The sequence below is a fragment of the Streptomyces sp. NPDC001381 genome, assembly GCF_042895685.1.
Taxonomy (GTDB): domain Bacteria; phylum Actinomycetota; class Actinomycetes; order Streptomycetales; family Streptomycetaceae; genus Streptomyces.
This window is the reverse complement of the sequence record NZ_JBIAWO010000001.1, coordinates 482,837-497,979: the sequence shown is the minus strand read 5'-3', so window position 1 is coordinate 497,979 and position 15,143 is coordinate 482,837. Positions and strand designations below refer to the sequence as shown.

Below are 15,143 nucleotides of genomic sequence, written 5' to 3'. Positions count from 1 at the left end.
GGGAAAGCGCTCTGAAGGGCGCGGGGAACTGCGCGACCGGCCACCACGGCCCGCGGCCGGAATCCGGTCCGCGGTTCCCCCACATCATCCGCACCACACAGGGGGAAGCGGCGCAGCCATGCGCACAGGCCGTCATGTCACCATGCTCACCGAAGGCACCTACCCACTCGTCCACGGCGGGGTCAGCACCTGGTGCGACCAGCTCGTCAAGGGCATGCCGGAGGTGGACTTCCACATCGTCTCGATCTCCGGCAGCGGCCGCGAACCCGTGACCTGGGAGCTGCCGCACAACGTCCACCGGCACACCTCCGTGCCGACCTGGGGCCCGCGCCCCGGCCGCGACCGGCCGCCGTACGGCAGGGATCTGCGCCGCTTCACCGACGCCTACGAGCGTCTCCTGCTGTCCTTCCTCGACCCCGAGGCGCCCTGCGACTTCGGCGAGAGCCTCTACGAGCTGGCCGAACTCGCCCGGGAGGGACGCCTGTCGGCGGCCCTGCGCAGCGAGACCGCGCTGCGCTCGCTGATGTGGATATGGACGATGCCGCACCTCCCCACGGCCGCCGCGGCCCCCACCGTGCACGACGCGCTCACCGCCACCGACCTGCTGGAACACGCCCTGCGCCCGCTGGGCGTCCGCATCGCGCGGTCCGCCGACGGCACGGCGGGCACCGTCGCGCACGCCGTCAGCAGCGGCCTCGCCACCCTCCCCGCCCTCACCGCCCGGCACTTCGACGGTGTGCCCTTCCTCCTCACCGAGCACGGCATCTACCTGCGCGAGCGCTACCTCGGCAGCCGCCGCGAGGCGCACCGCTGGCCGGTGAAGGCCTTCATGCTCGGCTTCCACCGTGCCCTGAACTCCCTCGGCTACCGGACGGCCGACCTCATCACCCCCTGCAACCAGTACAACCGCCGCTGGGAGGAGCGCGGCGGCGCCGACCCCGGCAAGATCCGCACCGTCTACAACGGCGTCGACCCGCACGCCTTCCCGCACGCCGGACCCGAGCCCGAGGTCCCCACCCTGACCTGGTGCGGCCGCGTGGACCCGATCAAGGACCTCGAGACACTGCTGCGCGCCTACGCCCTGGTCCGCGCCGAACTCCCGGAGACCCGGCTGAGGTTGTTCGGCCCGGTGCCTCCCGGCGGCGAGGAGTACGCCACCCGTCTGGAGAAGCTCGCCGCCGAACTCGGCGTCACCGACGGCCTCACCTTCGAGGGCCGGGTCACCGAGGTCTGGCGCGCCTACGCCGCCGGGCACGTCGTGATGCTGTCGTCGATCTCCGAGGGCTTCCCGTTCTCCATCATCGAGGCCATGTCCTGCGGCCGTACGACGGTGTCGACGGACGTCGGCGGAGTGCGCGAGGCCGTCGGCGACACCGGTCTGGTCGTCCCGCCGCGCGAGCCGGAGAAGATGGCCGCGGCCGCCCTGACCCTCCTCAAGAACGACGAGCAGCGCCTGGAACTGGGGGAGTTGTCCCGCCGACGGGTCATCGACCGCTTCACGCTCCGCCGCTCGGTCGACAACTTCCGCACGATCTACCAGGAGCTCGCCGGCCTCCCCGAGGTCTACGAACCCACGGTCGAGACGGTCGCCGACTGGACCGAGGAACTGCGCGACCCGTGGTACCGCGCCGTCGCGACGGACGGGACCGACTGGTGAACCAGAACACCACCGGCCGGAACACGACCGGCCGCGACACCACCGGCCCGGACGCCACCGGCCGGAACATGACGGGCGGGAACACGACCCGTCAGGACACGGCCGCGCCGCCCGCCGTCCCCCGGCAGCGCACGGCGACGCCCTCCTGGGCCGCCCCCGACCCCGTCGACCAACTCGCCGAGCGCTTCGACGAGTCCGTGGCCGCCGCCGTCCACCCGGACGAGATAGCCGCCCTGCTGGAGTCCGACGGCCTCTCCGACGACCGGATCCGCGAACGCTACGGCGCCCGGAACTCCTTCGCGCTCGCCGAGGAGCTCTACGCCCGCGTCCCGCGCCGCCATCCGGAGCCCGACGGCCCGCTCGACGACCCCTGGCGGGTGGGCCTGCGCGCGTGTCTGCTGCGCGGCCTGGTCTTCGCCCTGCCCGGCTTCGCGTACGTCCTCGGCGCCCCCCTGCTGACCGGCCCGCCCGGCGCCCTCGGGCTCCCCGCGGGCACGGTCCCGCTGCTGGCCGGCGCGCTGCTGGGCTGGACCTGGAACCAGGGACTGTCCCACCGGGCGTACGCCTGGCTGGGGCTGGGCAACCGGCCGGCCGCCCGCCGCTGCCTCCTCGTGGGGGCCCCGGTGGGCGCCCTGCTCGGCGTACTGACCGCCCTGGCCGTGGCCGGGCCCGCCGACGGGACGGCCGTGGCGTTCGCCGCCGGCCAGTCCTGCTACCTCGGCGCGTCCACCACCCTGCTCGTCCTGGGCCGCGAACGCGCCCTGCCGGCCGCCCTGGCGCCGATGACGGCGGGCGCCCTGCTGTCGCTGGTCCGTCCCCTCCCGGAGCCGGCCGGCCTGACCCTGCTGCTGGGCTCGCTCGCCGCGGTGATGCTGCTCGGCCTGTGGGAAGTGGCGCCCTCGGCGAAGGAGTGGCGGCGCCCGTTCTCCGGGTCCGGCGACGGGCCCCGGCTGACCGGCTCCCTCCCGTACGCCCTCTTCGGCCTCGGCACCGGCGCCCTCGTCCTGTACGCGGCACTGGGGGACGTACTGGCGGGGGAGGAGCACAGCGGCCTGGCCGCGCCCGCCGCCGTGGCGCTCACCCTGAGCATGGGCCCCGCCGAATGGCTGCTGTACCGCTTCCGCAGCGGCAGCCTGGCCGGGCTGCGCTCCACCGGCACCCCGGGCGCCTTCCGGCGGGCCGCGCTCCGCACCGGCGCCGAGTGCCTGTCCGGCTACCTGCTCGTCCTGCTGGCCCTCGGCCTGGCCGCCACGGCCCTGTGGCCGGACGCGCCCGGCCTCACCGGCGTACGCCTCGCGGGCCTGCTCCTGCTGGGCGTGGTCCTGTGGACCGGGCTGCTGCTCCAGTCCTTCGGCGCCGTCCGCGGCACGGCCGCCGTCTGCTGCGCGGCCGCCCTCGCCCAGACCGTGGCCCTGCGCACCCACGTGGCGGACCCGCACCACGTTGCCCTTACGGTGTACGGAACGGCGGCCGCCGTCCAGGCGCTGCTGGTCCGCACACTCCTGGGAAGGGCGACGGCCCACCGATGAACACGCGCACCCTCCTCGCGGCCGCGTCCCTCCTCCTGCTGCTCACGGGCTGCACGACGGCCCCCGACGACAAGCCGGGAAGCGGCGGGAAGGAGACGGCGGAGCAGGACTCGGGCGCGCGCTGGCGGCCGAGGCCCGGCACCGACTGGCAGTGGCAGCTCAGAGGGAAGCTGGACACCTCCGTGGACGTCCCGGTGTACGACATCGACGGCTTCGACCACGGAGAGGAGACCGTCGACGCTCTGCACGCGGACGGCCGCAAGGTCATCTGCTACCTCTCCACCGGCGCCTGGGAGGACTGGCGCCCGGACGCCGACGACTTCCCCGAGGAGGTGCGGGGCGAGGGCAACGGCTGGGAGGGCGAGAGCTGGCTCGACATCCGCCGCACCGACGTCCTCGAACCCCTGATGGCGGCCCGTCTCGACATGTGCCGGGACAAGGGCTTCGACGCGGTCGAGCCGGACAACATGGACGGCTACAAGAACACCACCGGCTTCCCGCTGACGGCGGCCGACCAGCTCCGCTACAACCGCCTGATCGCCCGCCTCGCCCACGAGCGGGGCATGTCGGTCGGCCTGAAGAACGACCTCGACCAGATCCCCGCCCTCGTCGACGACTTCGACTTCGCGGTCAACGAGCAGTGCGCCCAGTACGACGAGTGCGAGGAGCTGACCCCCTTCATCGAGGCGGACAAGGCGGTCTTCCACGTCGAGTACGAACTCCCCACCAGCCGCTTCTGCGCCGAGTCCAGGCGCCTGAAGCTGAGTTCCCTGCTCAAGAAGTACGAACTGGGCGCCTGGCGCAGGGCCTGCTAGGGGGTGTTTCGAAAGTCCTGTGCGGTGCCCGCGGCGTCCGGTGCGTGCTCTCGCCGCACCGGGCTGAAGCCCGAGTACATCCAGTACGAGGCCTTCCGCCCGGCACGCCGGGAGCACGCTCCCCCACGCCCGGCTTCGCTCGCGCGGGAGGGGCCCCACGACGCCGCGAGGCCCGCCCCGCGGGCGAACGGCGGGACTTTGCGGACACGACCTAGGGGGTGTTTCGAGAGTCCCGCACAGCACCCGCGGCGCCCGGCACGCACCCTCGCCGCACCGGCCAAAGGCCCAAGTAGCTCCGCTACGAGGGCCTTCGTCCGGCACGCCGAGGGCACGCACCGAACACCGCGGGCACCGCACAGGACTCTCGAAACACCCCCTAGCCGGCCAGGGCCAGCGCCACGAGCGCGGTCGTCGCCGCCGTCTCCGCCAGGCCGCCGAACACGTCCCCGGTGACCCCGCCGAAGCGGCGCGTGCAGTGGCGCAGGAGGAGTTCGGCGGCGGCGAGCGCCAGGACGATCGCGACGGCCGTACGGACACCGCCGTACCCGCCCGACGACGCCCCCCAGGCCGCCGGGCCCAGGGTGCACACGGCCGTCACCGCGAGCGCGCCCGGCACCGGGACCACCCCAGCGACCGCCGCGCCCAGCCCCTCCGGACGGGCGGCCGGGACGCCGGCGCGGGCGGCCAGGGTGAGCGCCAGCCGGGCCGCCACGGCCGAGGTGACGGCGGCGACGGCACCCCGGGCCCAGGACTCGCCGTAGAGCTGCGCCAGCGCGGCCACCTGCGCCAGCAGCGCGAACACGAGCGTGAGCACACCGAACGGACCGATGTCCGACTGTTTCATGATCCGCAGCGCGTCCTCGGCGGGCTTGCCGCTGCCCAGTCCGTCCGCGGTGTCGGCGAGCCCGTCGAGGTGCAGTCCGCGGGTGAGGACCGCGGGCACGGCGGCGGAGGCGACGGCGGCCAGCGGCGGGCCCGCGCCCAGCAGGAGCAGCAGCAGGCCGAGTCCGGCCGCGCAGCCCCCGACGACCAGCCCGACCACGGGGGCGCTCAGCATGCCGCCGCGCGCCGCCTCCCGGTCCCAGCGGGTCACCCTGACGGGGAGGACGGTGAGGGTGCCGAAGGCGAAGCGGAGACCGTCGACGGCTGAGGTCATGAACACGTCGGCAGACTAGCCCGGACGCCCTTCCCGCGAGGCGGCCCACCCCGCTCCCCGTGAGACTGGGGACATGGGCCACTGGCTTCAGCGCAACATCGTGGAACCGGGAAAACTCCCCCTGCTCCTCGCGCTGACCGCGTTCGTCCTCACCTTCCTGATCACCCGGGCCATCACCCGGCTCATCCGGGCGGGCAGGGGGCCCTTCGGCAACATCAGCTCCGGCGGGGTGCACATCCACCACGTCGTGCCCGGGGTCGTGCTGACCGTCACGGGCGGCTTCGGGGCGGTGGCCAGCGGCCGGCAGGGGTTCGGCGCCGCCGCCTTCGCGGTGGTCTTCGGGATCGGTACGGGGCTCGTGCTCGACGAGTTCGCGCTGATCCTGCACCTCGACGACGTGTACTGGACGGAGGCGGGGCGCAAGAGCGTGGAGGCCGTCGTGCTGACGGCCGCTCTCGTCGGACTGCTGCTGGTGGGGGCCGCGCCGTTCGGCGTCGACGGCCTGAGCGACGACGAGCTCCAGGACCGGGGGAGCGTCCTCGCGACCGTCGCGGTCAACTTCCTCTTCTCGCTGGCCGTGCTGTTCAAGGGCAAGGTCAAGATGGCGGTCTTCAGTGTGTTCATCCCGTTCTTCGGCCTGATCGGCCTGGCACGGGTGGCGCGGCCCGGGTCCCCGTGGGCCCGCCGCTTCTACCGGCGGCGGCCGAAGGCCCGGGCGAAGGCGGTGCTGCGGGCCTACCGGCACGACCGGCGATGGGCGGGGCCCCGCCGGATGGTGGGCGACTGGCTGGGCGGCAAGACGACTGCGGAGCTGGAACGCGGCGCGTAGGGCCTGTTGCGAGAGTGGCGACGCCGCGCGGCCGGGAGTGGGGGTACCGCCCACGCCCTCAGGGCGGTGGGGGAGCGTGCCGGGCGTCGCCCGGCAGGCGCCACTTTCGCCACGGGCCCCAGGGGGACGGGTGTGCCCGCTGCGGGGCGCGCCCGGGGGTCGGCGTGGCCGGTCGCGCGGATCCCCACGCCCCTTCGACCCGGCGCCCCGGCCCGCGGCGGCCGGCGCACAGCACCACCACCCCCGCGATCGCCGCCAGGTGCTCCCTGCCCGCCAGGTTGTCCTTCAGCAGGACCTCCACCACCATCGCCACGATCACCGCCCCCGCCGTCGCGTACGCCCGATGACGCCGGCCCAGGAACACCGCCAGGCCCACCACCGCCGCCGAGGGGCCGGTGTCCACCACCTGGGCGTCGGTGACGGGGAGCGCGCCGAGGGCGATGCCCGCACGGGCGTACAGGGTGCCGGCGAGGGTCGCGGCGTACCCGACGACCAGGGCGCGCCACCAGCCCAGGCACAGCTCCGCGAGGCCGAACACCAGCAGGATCTGGGCGAGCGCACCCCACACCGGCAGGTCGAGGGCGGGGACGAAGAGCGACAGCGGGGTGCGCAGGAGGGCGAGCCACAAGGGGTCCTCGGCCCGGACCGCGCCCAGGCCCTGCACCGGCCCGTAGCCCCAGGGCTGGTTCTGCGCCACCTGCAGGACCGACGTCAGGCACACCGCGCCGAGGGTCATCGGGACCGCCCGCCACCGCCGCTCCACCAGGGGCCCGCGCACGGCCTCGTACAGCGGCCCCCACTCGGTGCGGGCCCAGCGGGCGATCCGGTTCACCGGTGGGTCTCCAGACGCTCGCGGTGCAGCCGCTTCGGCAGCCCCGGCGCCGTGGGCGGGGTCGTCAGGAACCCCTCGGCCCGTGCCGACGCGAGTCCGATGCGGGGCAGGTCCGCGCTCTTCTCGAAGAGCAGGAAGCGCGGCTCCCAGATGGGCCGGTACTTGGCGTTGGCGCGGTACAGCGACTCGATCTGCCACCAGCGGGAGAAGAAGCTCAGCAGCGACCGCCACAGCCGCAGCACCGGCCCGGCGCCCAGACGCGCGCCCCGTTCGAAGACCGAGCGGAACATGGCGAAGTTCAGCGACACCTGGGTGATCCCGATCTCGCGGGCGCGCCGGAGGAGCTCGATGACCATGAACTCCATCAGGCCGTTGTCGGAGTCCCGGTCGCGCCGCATCAGGTCCAGGGAGAGCCCGTGCGGGCCCCACGGCACGAAGGAGAGCAGCGCCCTGAGGCGCCCCTGGGCGTCGGCGCACTCCAGCATCACGCAGCGGCCGTCCTCCGGGTCCCCGAGCCGCCCCAGCGCCATGCTGAACCCGCGTTCGGTCGCCCCGTCCCGCCAGTCGTCGGCGCGGCGCAGCAGGTACGCCATCTCGTCGGCCGGGATGTCCTCGTGCCGTCGTACGCGCACGGTGTACCCGGCCCGGCGCACCCGGTTGTACGCCTGCCGGACGGTCCGCATGGCCCGGCCCTCCAGGGTGAACTCGGCGACCTCGACGATCGCCTCGTCCCCCAGTTCGAGGGCGTCCAGTCCGTGCCGCGCGTACACCGTCCCGGCCTCCTCGCCCGCCCCCATCACCGCCGGGATCCACCCGTGCGCCCGCGCCTCGGCCAGCCACGGCTCGATCGCCCCCGGCCAGGCCTCCGGGTCACCGAGCGGATCCCCGGACGCCAGCGACACCCCGCCCACCACCCGGTAGGCGACGGCCGCCTTCCCGGTCGGCGACCAGCACACGCTCTTCTCCCGGCGCAGCGCGAAGTACCCGAGCGAGTCCCGCTCGCCGTGCCGGTCGAGCAGCTCCCGCAGCCGCTTCTCGTCGTCCTCGGTGAGCGGGTCGACGGCGCGCCGGGAGCGGAACGCGGCGTAGAGGACGGCCAGGACGAGGACCGTGCTCAGCACGTTGACGGTGACGTCGACCCAGGTGGGCGGGGCGATGCCGGGGACGCGGTAGTCGTCGGCGGCCACCGAGACCAGCCGCAGCGCGCCGTACCGCCAGCGTTCCAGGAACGTGGAAGGGGCGGAGGCCCGGTTGGTGAGCGTCACCAGCAGCGCGGCGAGCAGCGAGGTGACGAGCAGTCCGCCGAGACCGACGGCCGCGGCGAGCCGCGGATTGGCGCGGTCGCCCTTGGCGTAGAACTCGGTCCGGCCGACGAGCAGCGCGGTCACGAAGGCGGCGGTGAGGACGAGCGACACCCAGTTCTGCGGGTGGCGGCGGATCTCCGGGAACGCCATGGCCAGCGCGAACAGCCCCAGGAAGGCGCCGCTCAGGCCGAGGTTGAGGATCCAGGCGGCCCGTTTGCGCCGCCGCATGGTGACGGCCAGGAACGCGGTGAACACCCCGGACGCGAATCCGGCCGTCAGCAGATACGGCGTGAAGAAGTCCTCCTGGTTGTGCCGCCGCACGTCCTGTCCCAGGGAAACCCACACCGCGCTGAGGAAGTTGACGAAGGCGACGGCACGCAGATACCAGACGGCGAGGACGGCGGCGACCCGGGGGTTTCCCATGAGCGGTGATCATATGGCCGCACTTCACGGAAACCGCTCTTTTGGGTCGCCTGTCCCTTTTCGCTAGGTGATGTCCTCGGTGATCCCCGTGTCCTGCTCCGGCTTCTCGGGGGCCGCCTCGGGCTTCTCGGGCAGTTCCGCCGCCAGCGCCGCCGCGGCCTGCACCAGCGGCAGCGCCAGCAGCGCCCCGGTGCCCTCGCCGACCTTCACGCCCTGGTCGAGCAGGGGCTCCAGCGCCATCCGGTCCAGCGCCTTCGCCTGGCCCGGCTCACCGCTCTTGTGCGCGGCCAGCCACCAGTCCGGCGCCCGGAACGCGATCCGCTGCCCGACGAGCGCACAGGCGGCCGCGACGACACCGTCCAGGACGACCGGCAACTTCCGTACGGCGCACTGCAGCAGAAAGCCCGTCATCGCGGCGAGGTCGGCACCGCCCACCGTCGCCAGCAGCCGCAGCTGCTCCCCGAGCACCGGCCGCGCCCGCCGCAGCGCGTCCCGGATCGCCGCGCACTTGCGCATCCACGCCAGGTCGTCGATGCCCTCGCCGCCCCGCCCGGTCACCACGGAGGCGTCGGTTCCGCACAGCGCGGCGACCAGCACCCCGGCGGCCGTGGTCCCGCCGACGCTCACATCGCCGAGGACGACGAGGTCCGTACCGGAGTCGGCCTCCTCGTCCGCGACCGCCACACCCGCCCGGAAGGCCGCCTCGGCCTCCTCCGCGGTCAGCGCGTCCTCGATGTCGATACGGCCGCTGCCGCGCCGCACCCGGTGCCGTTCCACGTCCTCCGGGAACGTGCCCGGCTCGCAGTCCAGCGCCATGTCCACGATCCGCACCGGCACGTCGAGCCGGCGCGCCAGCACCGCGACCGGGCGGGCGCCCTCCAGGATCTCCCGCACCAGCTCCGCGGCGCTGCCCGCCGGCCGGGCCGAGACGTCGAGCCCGGCGACGCCGTGGTCGCCGGCGAACAGCACCACCCTCGGCCGTACCACCGGCCGCACGGGCACCGCGCCCTGCGCCGCCGCCAGCCACTCACCCAGTTCGTCCAGGCGCCCCAACGATCCGGGCGGCACGATCTGACGTTCCCGGCGGGCCTCCGCGTCGCGGCGCACGCCGCCGTCGGGGCGCTCGATCAGATCGGTGAAGTCGTCGAGATTAAGCGAGCTCATTCGCCGAACAGTACCGGCCCCCGCTGGGCGGTCCGGCGCCACATCGTCACCACACCCCCACGACGTCTTTGCACCCAAGATCGGTATCCCATACGTTCCGCTTTGCTGCGGAATGTCGTAGCTCCTGTTCTCTGTTCTCCGGAGCCGCTCATGCCCTCCAGGCCCAGAACCGTGCCCAGGCCGGTCCACGATCCGCGCCGCGACGACTGCCCCTGGTGCGGCTCCAAGCGCCTGCGCACCCGGCTGCGCGCACCGGACCTGCGGCACCGCAGACCCGGCACCTTCGTGCTCGACGAGTGCCGGGACTGCGCCCACGCCTTCCAGAACCCGCGCCTGACCCCCGAGGGCCTGGCGCTGTACGACGTCCGCGGCGAGGAGCGGTTCAGCCGCAGGCGCCTGCGGGCGACGGCCCGCGCGATGCTGCCGTTCCCCGAGCCGGAGAGCTGGCTCGACGTCGGCACGGGGAGCGCCGCCTTCCCGGCGACGGCCAAGGAACTCTTCGCCTACACGGCGTTCGACGGGGTGGACCCGACCCCCAGGGTGCGGCGGGCCGCGGCGGCGGGCCGGCTGGACGAAGCCCACCAGGGCCGTCTGACGAGCCCCGAGCTCCTGGCCCGGCTGCGCGGCCGTTACGACGTCGTCAGCATGCTCCACCACCTGGAACACACCCGCGACCCGCGGGAAGAACTCGCCGCGGCCCTGACGGCCCTGCGCCCCGGCGGCCACCTGCTGCTGGAACTCGCCGACCCCGCCAGCGCGTCCGCGGCCGTCCTGGGCAAGTGGTGGCACGCCTACGACCAGCCCCGCCACCTCCATCTGATCCCCCTGGCCAACCTCCGCACGGAACTGGAGCTGCGGGGCTGCGACATCGTCACCACGGACCGCAGCTCCCCGCACACCCCCCACGACCTCTCCGTGGCCGTCTTCCGCGGACTGACCCGGACCCGCCTGCACCACGCGGCCCTCCCCGCGGCAGCCGTGGCGGCAGTCCTGGACCGCGCCCTGGCCCCCGTCCTCAGCCGCACCCGCTTCTCCAACGCCTACCGGGTGATCGCCCGCAGACGTCCCGGCTGACCGAGGTGCCTCCGGCGGGTGCGGGCGGAGGGCTCACCCCCGCAGCACCACCGCCTGCCCCGCCACCACCAGCACGACCTCCTCGCACTCACCCGCCACCGCCGCGTTCAACCGCCCCAACTCGTCCCGGTACCGCCGCCCCGACGCCGTGGCCGGCACGATCCCCGACCCCACCTCGTTCGACACCAGCACCACGGTCCGCCGGGCCCCCCGCACCGCCGCCGTCAGCTCCGCCGTCCGCGCGCGCAGCGCCCGCTCACCCCCGTCCGCCCACTCCGCGTCGTCCCACGCCCCGACGGAGTCCATGGCGTCCGTCAGCCACAACGACAGACAGTCGATCAGCAACGGCGCCCCGTCCTCCGCCAGCAGGGGCACGAGGTCGCACGTCTCGGCCGTACGCCACGACCCCGGCCGCCGCTCCCGGTGCGTCGCCACCCGCGCCGCCCACTCGGTGTCCCCGCCCCGCGAACCCCCCGTCGCCACGTACAGCACGTCGGGGAACGACTCCAGCCGCCGCTCCGCCTCCACCGACTTCCCCGACCGCGCCCCGCCCAGCACCAGCGTCCGGCGCGGGACGTCCGGCACGTCCTCGTAGACCCCCACCACCAGCGTCGCCCCGTCCGGCACCGCCCGCGCCCCCGCCGCCGCGAGCCGCCGCGTCAACTCCGCGCCCGGCGGCACGTCATGGTCGAGGTGGACGGCGACGACGTCCGTCGTCGGCCCCACCGCACCCACCGCCCGCAGCTTCGCCAGCGCGTCCGGCCGCCCCACCAGATCCGCCAGGACCATGTCGTACCGCTCGACGGGCTCCGGCCCCTCCTCCAGGCCGGCCGGAGCGCCCCCCGGCGGCAGGTACAGCAGCCGCTGCCCGTCGGGACCGGTCACCGCGTACCCGGTGCCCGGCGCGTCCATCGCCACCGCCCGCACCCGATGTCCCGTCAGCAGCGCCAGCTCCCGCCCGTCCGACACCCGCCCGGGCTGCGGCAGCCCGGCCGGCACCTCCACCGGCGGCCCGTCGTGCGGGTGCGACAGCATCACCTGCCGCACGCCGCCCAGCGACTGCCCCACCCGCGCCGCCGCGAACGCCACCCCCGGCGTCAGATCGAGCAGCAGCGCCCCGTCCACGAGCAACGCGGTCGCCGCACGCGCGCGCGAACCCAGCGAGGTCGCGCACACCGCGCAGGGACAGTCGGGGCGGGGCAGTCCCGCGGGGGCACCGGTACCGAGCAGAGTGACTTCCACGAACCTGATTTTCGCGTGTCTGACCTGGTCTTGCGCATCCGACTAGGCTGCTCGGCAGGAGCCGGACCAAGATCCGGCTTCTGCTCTGCACGTGTTCATATCAGGGAGGCGTACATGGCGGCATGGACGTGGCGGTTCGAGAAGGCCGACGGGACGGAGGTCCAGCCCGCGGTGGAGCCGGAGGAGTTCACCACCCAGGGGGACGCCGAGTCCTGGATCGGGGAACAGTGGAAGGCCCTGCTCGAAGGCGGCGCGGACCAGGTGCGGCTCTTCGAGGACTCCACCGAGATCTACGGCCCCATGAGCCTGCACGCGAACGAGGCGTAGCCGCACAGCCGTAGGACGGGGGACGCCGCGCACCGGGGCGCCCCCCGTCTCACTGCTCGCCCAGGGTCACGTCCGCCTTCTTCCCGTCCCCGTCCCGGGTGAACGTCACCGTCGTGCGCGCCCCCGGCTTCTCCTCGGCCAGCGCCTCCGTCAGCGAGGTGACGGTGGTGACGGACCTGTCGCCCAGCGCCGTGACGACGTCCCCGGCCCGCAGGCCCGCCCGGTCGGCCGTGCTCTTCCTCCGCACCTCCACCACCGCGACCCCGGCCGGCCGGAAGCCCGCGTCCACGAAGGTGCGCCCGGTGATCCCGAGCGCCGCCCGGCCCGAGTCGGTGACCCTGCCGTCCCTGACGATCTGTCCGGCGACGGTCCGCACCATCGACGAGGGGATCGCGAATCCGATGCCGGCCGCGGCCCCGCCGAGGCCCGGGTCGGTTGCGGCGAGCGTAGGAATGCCGATGACCCGCCCGTCCAGGCCGACCAGCGCGCCGCCGCTGTTGCCCGGGTTGATCGGCGCGGACGTCTGCACCATGTTCGCGATGGTGACCCCCGGCCCGCCGTCCCCGTCACCCGCGCTGACGGTCCGTCCGGTCGCCGAGACGATGCCCTGCGTCACGCTCGACGACAGGCCGAGGGGCGAGCCCATCGCCAGCACGATCTGCCCGACCTCGACCTTCGAGGAGTCACCGAACTCGGCCGCCCTCAGCCCGGCCGGCACCTTGTCCAGCTTGACGACCGCCAGGTCCTGCTCGGGGTAGGAGGAGACGAGGGTGGCGCTCAGCGGCTCCTCGCTGGTCGCGGTCGTGACCCGGAAGGTCCGCCCGTCGCCGACGACGTGCGCGTTGGTGACGACGTGACCCCTGCCGTCGTAGACGACACCCGACCCCAGGCCGTCGGCGGACTGCACCTGCACGACCGACGGCAGGACGTCCTTGATCACCTTCTGGTACGCCCGCTGCAGCTCGTTCCCCGGCTGCCGGGGAACCGTCGTGGCCCGGGGCGCGGCCTGCGTGGTCGTGGTCCTGGCCGCCGGCGACGGACCGGCCGCGGAACACCCGGCGAGCAGGGCGACGGAGCACGCGAGCGCGGCGAGTCCCCGGACACGCGTGGGGGAAGCGTCCATGCCCCGAGTCTCTCCTCGGGGTGACGGCCCGGCTTGTCCGGTTCACCCGAACGAGCGGACCGCGCCGGTCAGCCGCGCACCCCGCACAGATGCAGCAGCGCCGCCACGCTCCGGTACGGATCGGTCCGCCCCGCGCGCTCCTCGACGGCCAGCAGCGCCTCGGCGTCCTCCGGGTCCCCGGGGATCCCGGTCCCGTCCGCCGCCGTGTCGGTGAACACCCGCACGCCGTACCAGGCCTGCAGCGGAGCCCCGATCCCGGCCAGCGTGTCGGTCAGCGTCGCCAGCCGGTCCGCGCGCACGTCCAGCCCCAGCCGGTTCGTGTACGCCACGGTGTCGAAGGCGGCCAGCGCGCCCGCCCAGTCGCCGGCCAGTCCCGGGCGCATGGCCAGCGCGTCCGCGTTGCGCACCAGCAGCGACAGCAGCCCGCCCGGGGCCAGCATCCGCGCCAGGCCCGCCAGCAGGGCGTCCGGCTCCTCGACGTACATCAGCACGCCGTGGCAGAGCACCACGTCGAAGCTGCCGGGCAGGAAGTGCACGCCCGTGTCCCGGCCGTCGCCCTCGATGATCCGCATCCGCTCCCGGATGCCCTCCGGCTCCCCGGACAGGGCCTCGCGGGCCGCGGCGACCATCGTCGCGTCCTTCTCCAGGCCGGTCACCTGGTGGCCGAGCCGGGCCAGCCGCAGCGCCTGCGTGCCCTGTCCCATCCCGACGTCGAGCACCCGCAGCCGCTGCCCGACCGGATAGCGTCCCGCGATCTGCTCGTCGAGCTGCCGGGCCACCAGCTCCTGCCGTACGACATCGCGCAGCCCGCCCAGCCCGCTCAGCCAGGCCTCGGCCGCTCCCCCGGAGAAAGCCGTCGTGCTCAGGGCCGCTCTCCGCGCTTGACCTGCGGCTTGGGCAGCCGGAGCCGACGCATCTGCAGGGAGCGCATGAGCGCGTAGGCGACCGCGCCACGGCGGTTCTGGTCGGGGAAGCGCTCCGTGAGCCGCTTGCGCAGCCGGAAGCCGGTGACGAACGAGTCGAGCACGATCAGCACGATCACGACCAGCCACAGCAGCAGCGCGATCGTCTGCAGCGAGGCCACCCGGACCAGGCTCAGCAGGAGGATGACCACGGCCATGGGCAGGAAGAACTCCGCCACGTTGAACCGCGAGTCGATGAAGTCGCGCGCGAACTTGCGGACCGGGCCCTTGTCACGGGCCGGCAGGTACCGCTCGTCGCCGCCCGCCAGCGCCTGGCGCTGACGCTCCAGCTGGGCGCGGCGCTCGTCGCGCTGACGCTTGGCCGCCTCCTTGCGCGAGGTCGGCGTGTTGGCGACGCTGCGGCGCTGGGACTGGGCCTCACTGCGCTTGGGGGTCGGCCGGCCCTTGGGGGCCTGCGGGTCACGGGGCTGCTTGGAGTCGGTCACGACCGCCTTGTCGGCGGGGGCCTTCTCTTCCTTGGCACGGCTACGGAACACAAAACCCAAGGGTAAGCGCTCACGGGCATGGACCCCAGCCCCGCGGGGAACGATCCGGCAACACCAGTCGTCTGTAGTGAAGACGGACCGGGACGGATCGGGGGAAACCCCGGGAAGAGAGGACGCAGGGGGGAGCCACCGCTGACCCTGAAGGTCACCTACTCCTTACGCCGGAGCAGGCCCACGGTCAGTCGTCCTTGGGGAGGAGC

The 15,143-nt window shown here is 74.1% G+C and carries 14 protein-coding genes; 6 read left to right on the top strand and 8 right to left on the bottom strand.

Annotated elements, in window-relative coordinates:
* Positions 1 to 118 precede the first annotated feature (118 nt).
* From pelF to ACFY2L_RS02260, 3 genes are all read left to right on the top strand, one after another.
* Positions 119 to 1,657 carry a GT4 family glycosyltransferase PelF gene (gene pelF, locus ACFY2L_RS02270; protein WP_390655758.1) on the top strand — a complete coding sequence of 513 codons (1,539 nt, stop codon included), beginning with the start codon at positions 119 to 121 and terminating at the stop codon, positions 1,655 to 1,657.
* Between the two features lie 68 nt (positions 1,658 to 1,725).
* The gene (locus tag ACFY2L_RS02265; RefSeq protein ID WP_390821691.1) at positions 1,726 to 3,186 is read left to right on the top strand and encodes a hypothetical protein; all 1,461 of its coding nucleotides are present in this window, start codon (positions 1,726 to 1,728) and stop codon (positions 3,184 to 3,186) included.
* Positions 3,183 to 4,001, top strand: coding sequence for an endo alpha-1,4 polygalactosaminidase (locus tag ACFY2L_RS02260; protein ID WP_390655759.1), 819 nt, complete (start codon positions 3,183 to 3,185; stop codon positions 3,999 to 4,001). The genes ACFY2L_RS02265 and ACFY2L_RS02260 overlap by 4 nt, the downstream gene beginning before the upstream one ends.
* A gap of 376 nt (positions 4,002 to 4,377) precedes the next feature.
* Here ACFY2L_RS02260 and ACFY2L_RS02255 read toward each other — a convergent pair whose 3' ends face one another.
* Positions 4,378 to 5,157, bottom strand: coding sequence for an adenosylcobinamide-GDP ribazoletransferase (locus ACFY2L_RS02255; protein ID WP_390821690.1), 780 nt, complete (start codon positions 5,155 to 5,157; stop codon positions 4,378 to 4,380).
* A 73-nt stretch (positions 5,158 to 5,230) separates the two neighbouring features.
* Between ACFY2L_RS02255 and ACFY2L_RS02250 the strand changes: the two genes are divergently transcribed.
* Positions 5,231 to 5,986, top strand: a complete 756-nt coding sequence (locus ACFY2L_RS02250) for a hypothetical protein (RefSeq protein WP_390655760.1) — start codon at positions 5,231 to 5,233, stop codon at positions 5,984 to 5,986.
* A 58-nt stretch (positions 5,987 to 6,044) separates the two neighbouring features.
* Here the strand turns inward: ACFY2L_RS02250 and ACFY2L_RS02245 are convergent, their stop codons facing one another.
* The 3 genes from ACFY2L_RS02245 to cobT all read right to left on the bottom strand — a co-directional run bounded on the left by ACFY2L_RS02245 (position 6,045) and on the right by cobT (position 9,709).
* Positions 6,045 to 6,818, bottom strand: a complete 774-nt coding sequence (locus tag ACFY2L_RS02245; RefSeq protein ID WP_390655761.1) for a hypothetical protein — start codon at positions 6,816 to 6,818, stop codon at positions 6,045 to 6,047.
* Entirely contained in the window at positions 6,815 to 8,545 is a 1,731-nt protein-coding gene (locus ACFY2L_RS02240) for a phosphatidylglycerol lysyltransferase domain-containing protein (RefSeq protein WP_390655762.1), read from the bottom strand. The genes ACFY2L_RS02245 and ACFY2L_RS02240 overlap by 4 nt, the downstream gene beginning before the upstream one ends.
* A gap of 63 nt (positions 8,546 to 8,608) precedes the next feature.
* A complete protein-coding gene (gene cobT, locus ACFY2L_RS02235; protein ID WP_390655763.1) occupies positions 8,609 to 9,709 on the bottom strand; it encodes a nicotinate-nucleotide--dimethylbenzimidazole phosphoribosyltransferase in 1,101 nt (366 codons plus the stop codon).
* 150 nt (positions 9,710 to 9,859) lie between these two features.
* On the opposite strand from cobT, the gene ACFY2L_RS02230 reads away from it, so the two are divergent.
* Positions 9,860 to 10,783, top strand: coding sequence for a class I SAM-dependent methyltransferase (locus ACFY2L_RS02230; RefSeq protein ID WP_390655764.1), 924 nt, complete (start codon positions 9,860 to 9,862; stop codon positions 10,781 to 10,783).
* A 33-nt stretch (positions 10,784 to 10,816) separates the two neighbouring features.
* On the opposite strand, the gene ACFY2L_RS02225 is transcribed toward ACFY2L_RS02230, so the two are convergent.
* The gene (locus tag ACFY2L_RS02225) at positions 10,817 to 12,025 is read right to left on the bottom strand and encodes a bifunctional adenosylcobinamide kinase/adenosylcobinamide-phosphate guanylyltransferase (RefSeq protein WP_390821272.1); all 1,209 of its coding nucleotides are present in this window, start codon (positions 12,023 to 12,025) and stop codon (positions 10,817 to 10,819) included.
* 114 nt (positions 12,026 to 12,139) lie between these two features.
* Between ACFY2L_RS02225 and ACFY2L_RS02220 the strand changes: the two genes are divergently transcribed.
* Positions 12,140 to 12,352, top strand: coding sequence for a hypothetical protein (locus tag ACFY2L_RS02220; protein WP_055633266.1), 213 nt, complete (start codon positions 12,140 to 12,142; stop codon positions 12,350 to 12,352).
* A gap of 49 nt (positions 12,353 to 12,401) precedes the next feature.
* On the opposite strand, the gene ACFY2L_RS02215 is transcribed toward ACFY2L_RS02220, so the two are convergent.
* The 3 genes from ACFY2L_RS02215 to ACFY2L_RS02205 all read right to left on the bottom strand — a co-directional run bounded on the left by ACFY2L_RS02215 (position 12,402) and on the right by ACFY2L_RS02205 (position 14,934).
* Positions 12,402 to 13,475 (bottom strand): S1C family serine protease, encoded by a 1,074-nt coding sequence (locus ACFY2L_RS02215; protein ID WP_390821271.1) that lies wholly within the window; start codon positions 13,473 to 13,475, stop codon positions 12,402 to 12,404.
* A gap of 68 nt (positions 13,476 to 13,543) precedes the next feature.
* Entirely contained in the window at positions 13,544 to 14,254 is a 711-nt protein-coding gene (locus tag ACFY2L_RS02210) for a class I SAM-dependent methyltransferase (RefSeq protein WP_390655767.1), read from the bottom strand.
* 83 nt (positions 14,255 to 14,337) lie between these two features.
* Positions 14,338 to 14,934, bottom strand: a complete 597-nt coding sequence (locus tag ACFY2L_RS02205; protein WP_390655768.1) for a DUF3043 domain-containing protein — start codon at positions 14,932 to 14,934, stop codon at positions 14,338 to 14,340.
* Between the last annotated feature and the right edge of the window lie 209 nt (positions 14,935 to 15,143).

Coding starts and splice junctions, on each gene's coding strand:
- pelF (WP_390655758.1), top strand. CDS start 119: ATGCGCACAGGCCGTCATGTCACCATGCTCACCGAAGGCACCTACCCA.
- ACFY2L_RS02265 (WP_390821691.1), top strand. CDS start 1,726: ATGACGGGCGGGAACACGACCCGTCAGGACACGGCCGCGCCGCCCGCC.
- ACFY2L_RS02260 (WP_390655759.1), top strand. CDS start 3,183: ATGAACACGCGCACCCTCCTCGCGGCCGCGTCCCTCCTCCTGCTGCTC.
- ACFY2L_RS02255 (WP_390821690.1), bottom strand. CDS start 5,157: ATGACCTCAGCCGTCGACGGTCTCCGCTTCGCCTTCGGCACCCTCACC.
- ACFY2L_RS02250 (WP_390655760.1), top strand. CDS start 5,231: ATGGGCCACTGGCTTCAGCGCAACATCGTGGAACCGGGAAAACTCCCC.
- ACFY2L_RS02240 (WP_390655762.1), bottom strand. CDS start 8,545: ATGGGAAACCCCCGGGTCGCCGCCGTCCTCGCCGTCTGGTATCTGCGT.
- cobT (WP_390655763.1), bottom strand. CDS start 9,709: ATGAGCTCGCTTAATCTCGACGACTTCACCGATCTGATCGAGCGCCCC.
- ACFY2L_RS02230 (WP_390655764.1), top strand. CDS start 9,860: ATGCCCTCCAGGCCCAGAACCGTGCCCAGGCCGGTCCACGATCCGCGC.
- ACFY2L_RS02220 (WP_055633266.1), top strand. CDS start 12,140: ATGGCGGCATGGACGTGGCGGTTCGAGAAGGCCGACGGGACGGAGGTC.
- ACFY2L_RS02215 (WP_390821271.1), bottom strand. CDS start 13,475: ATGGACGCTTCCCCCACGCGTGTCCGGGGACTCGCCGCGCTCGCGTGC.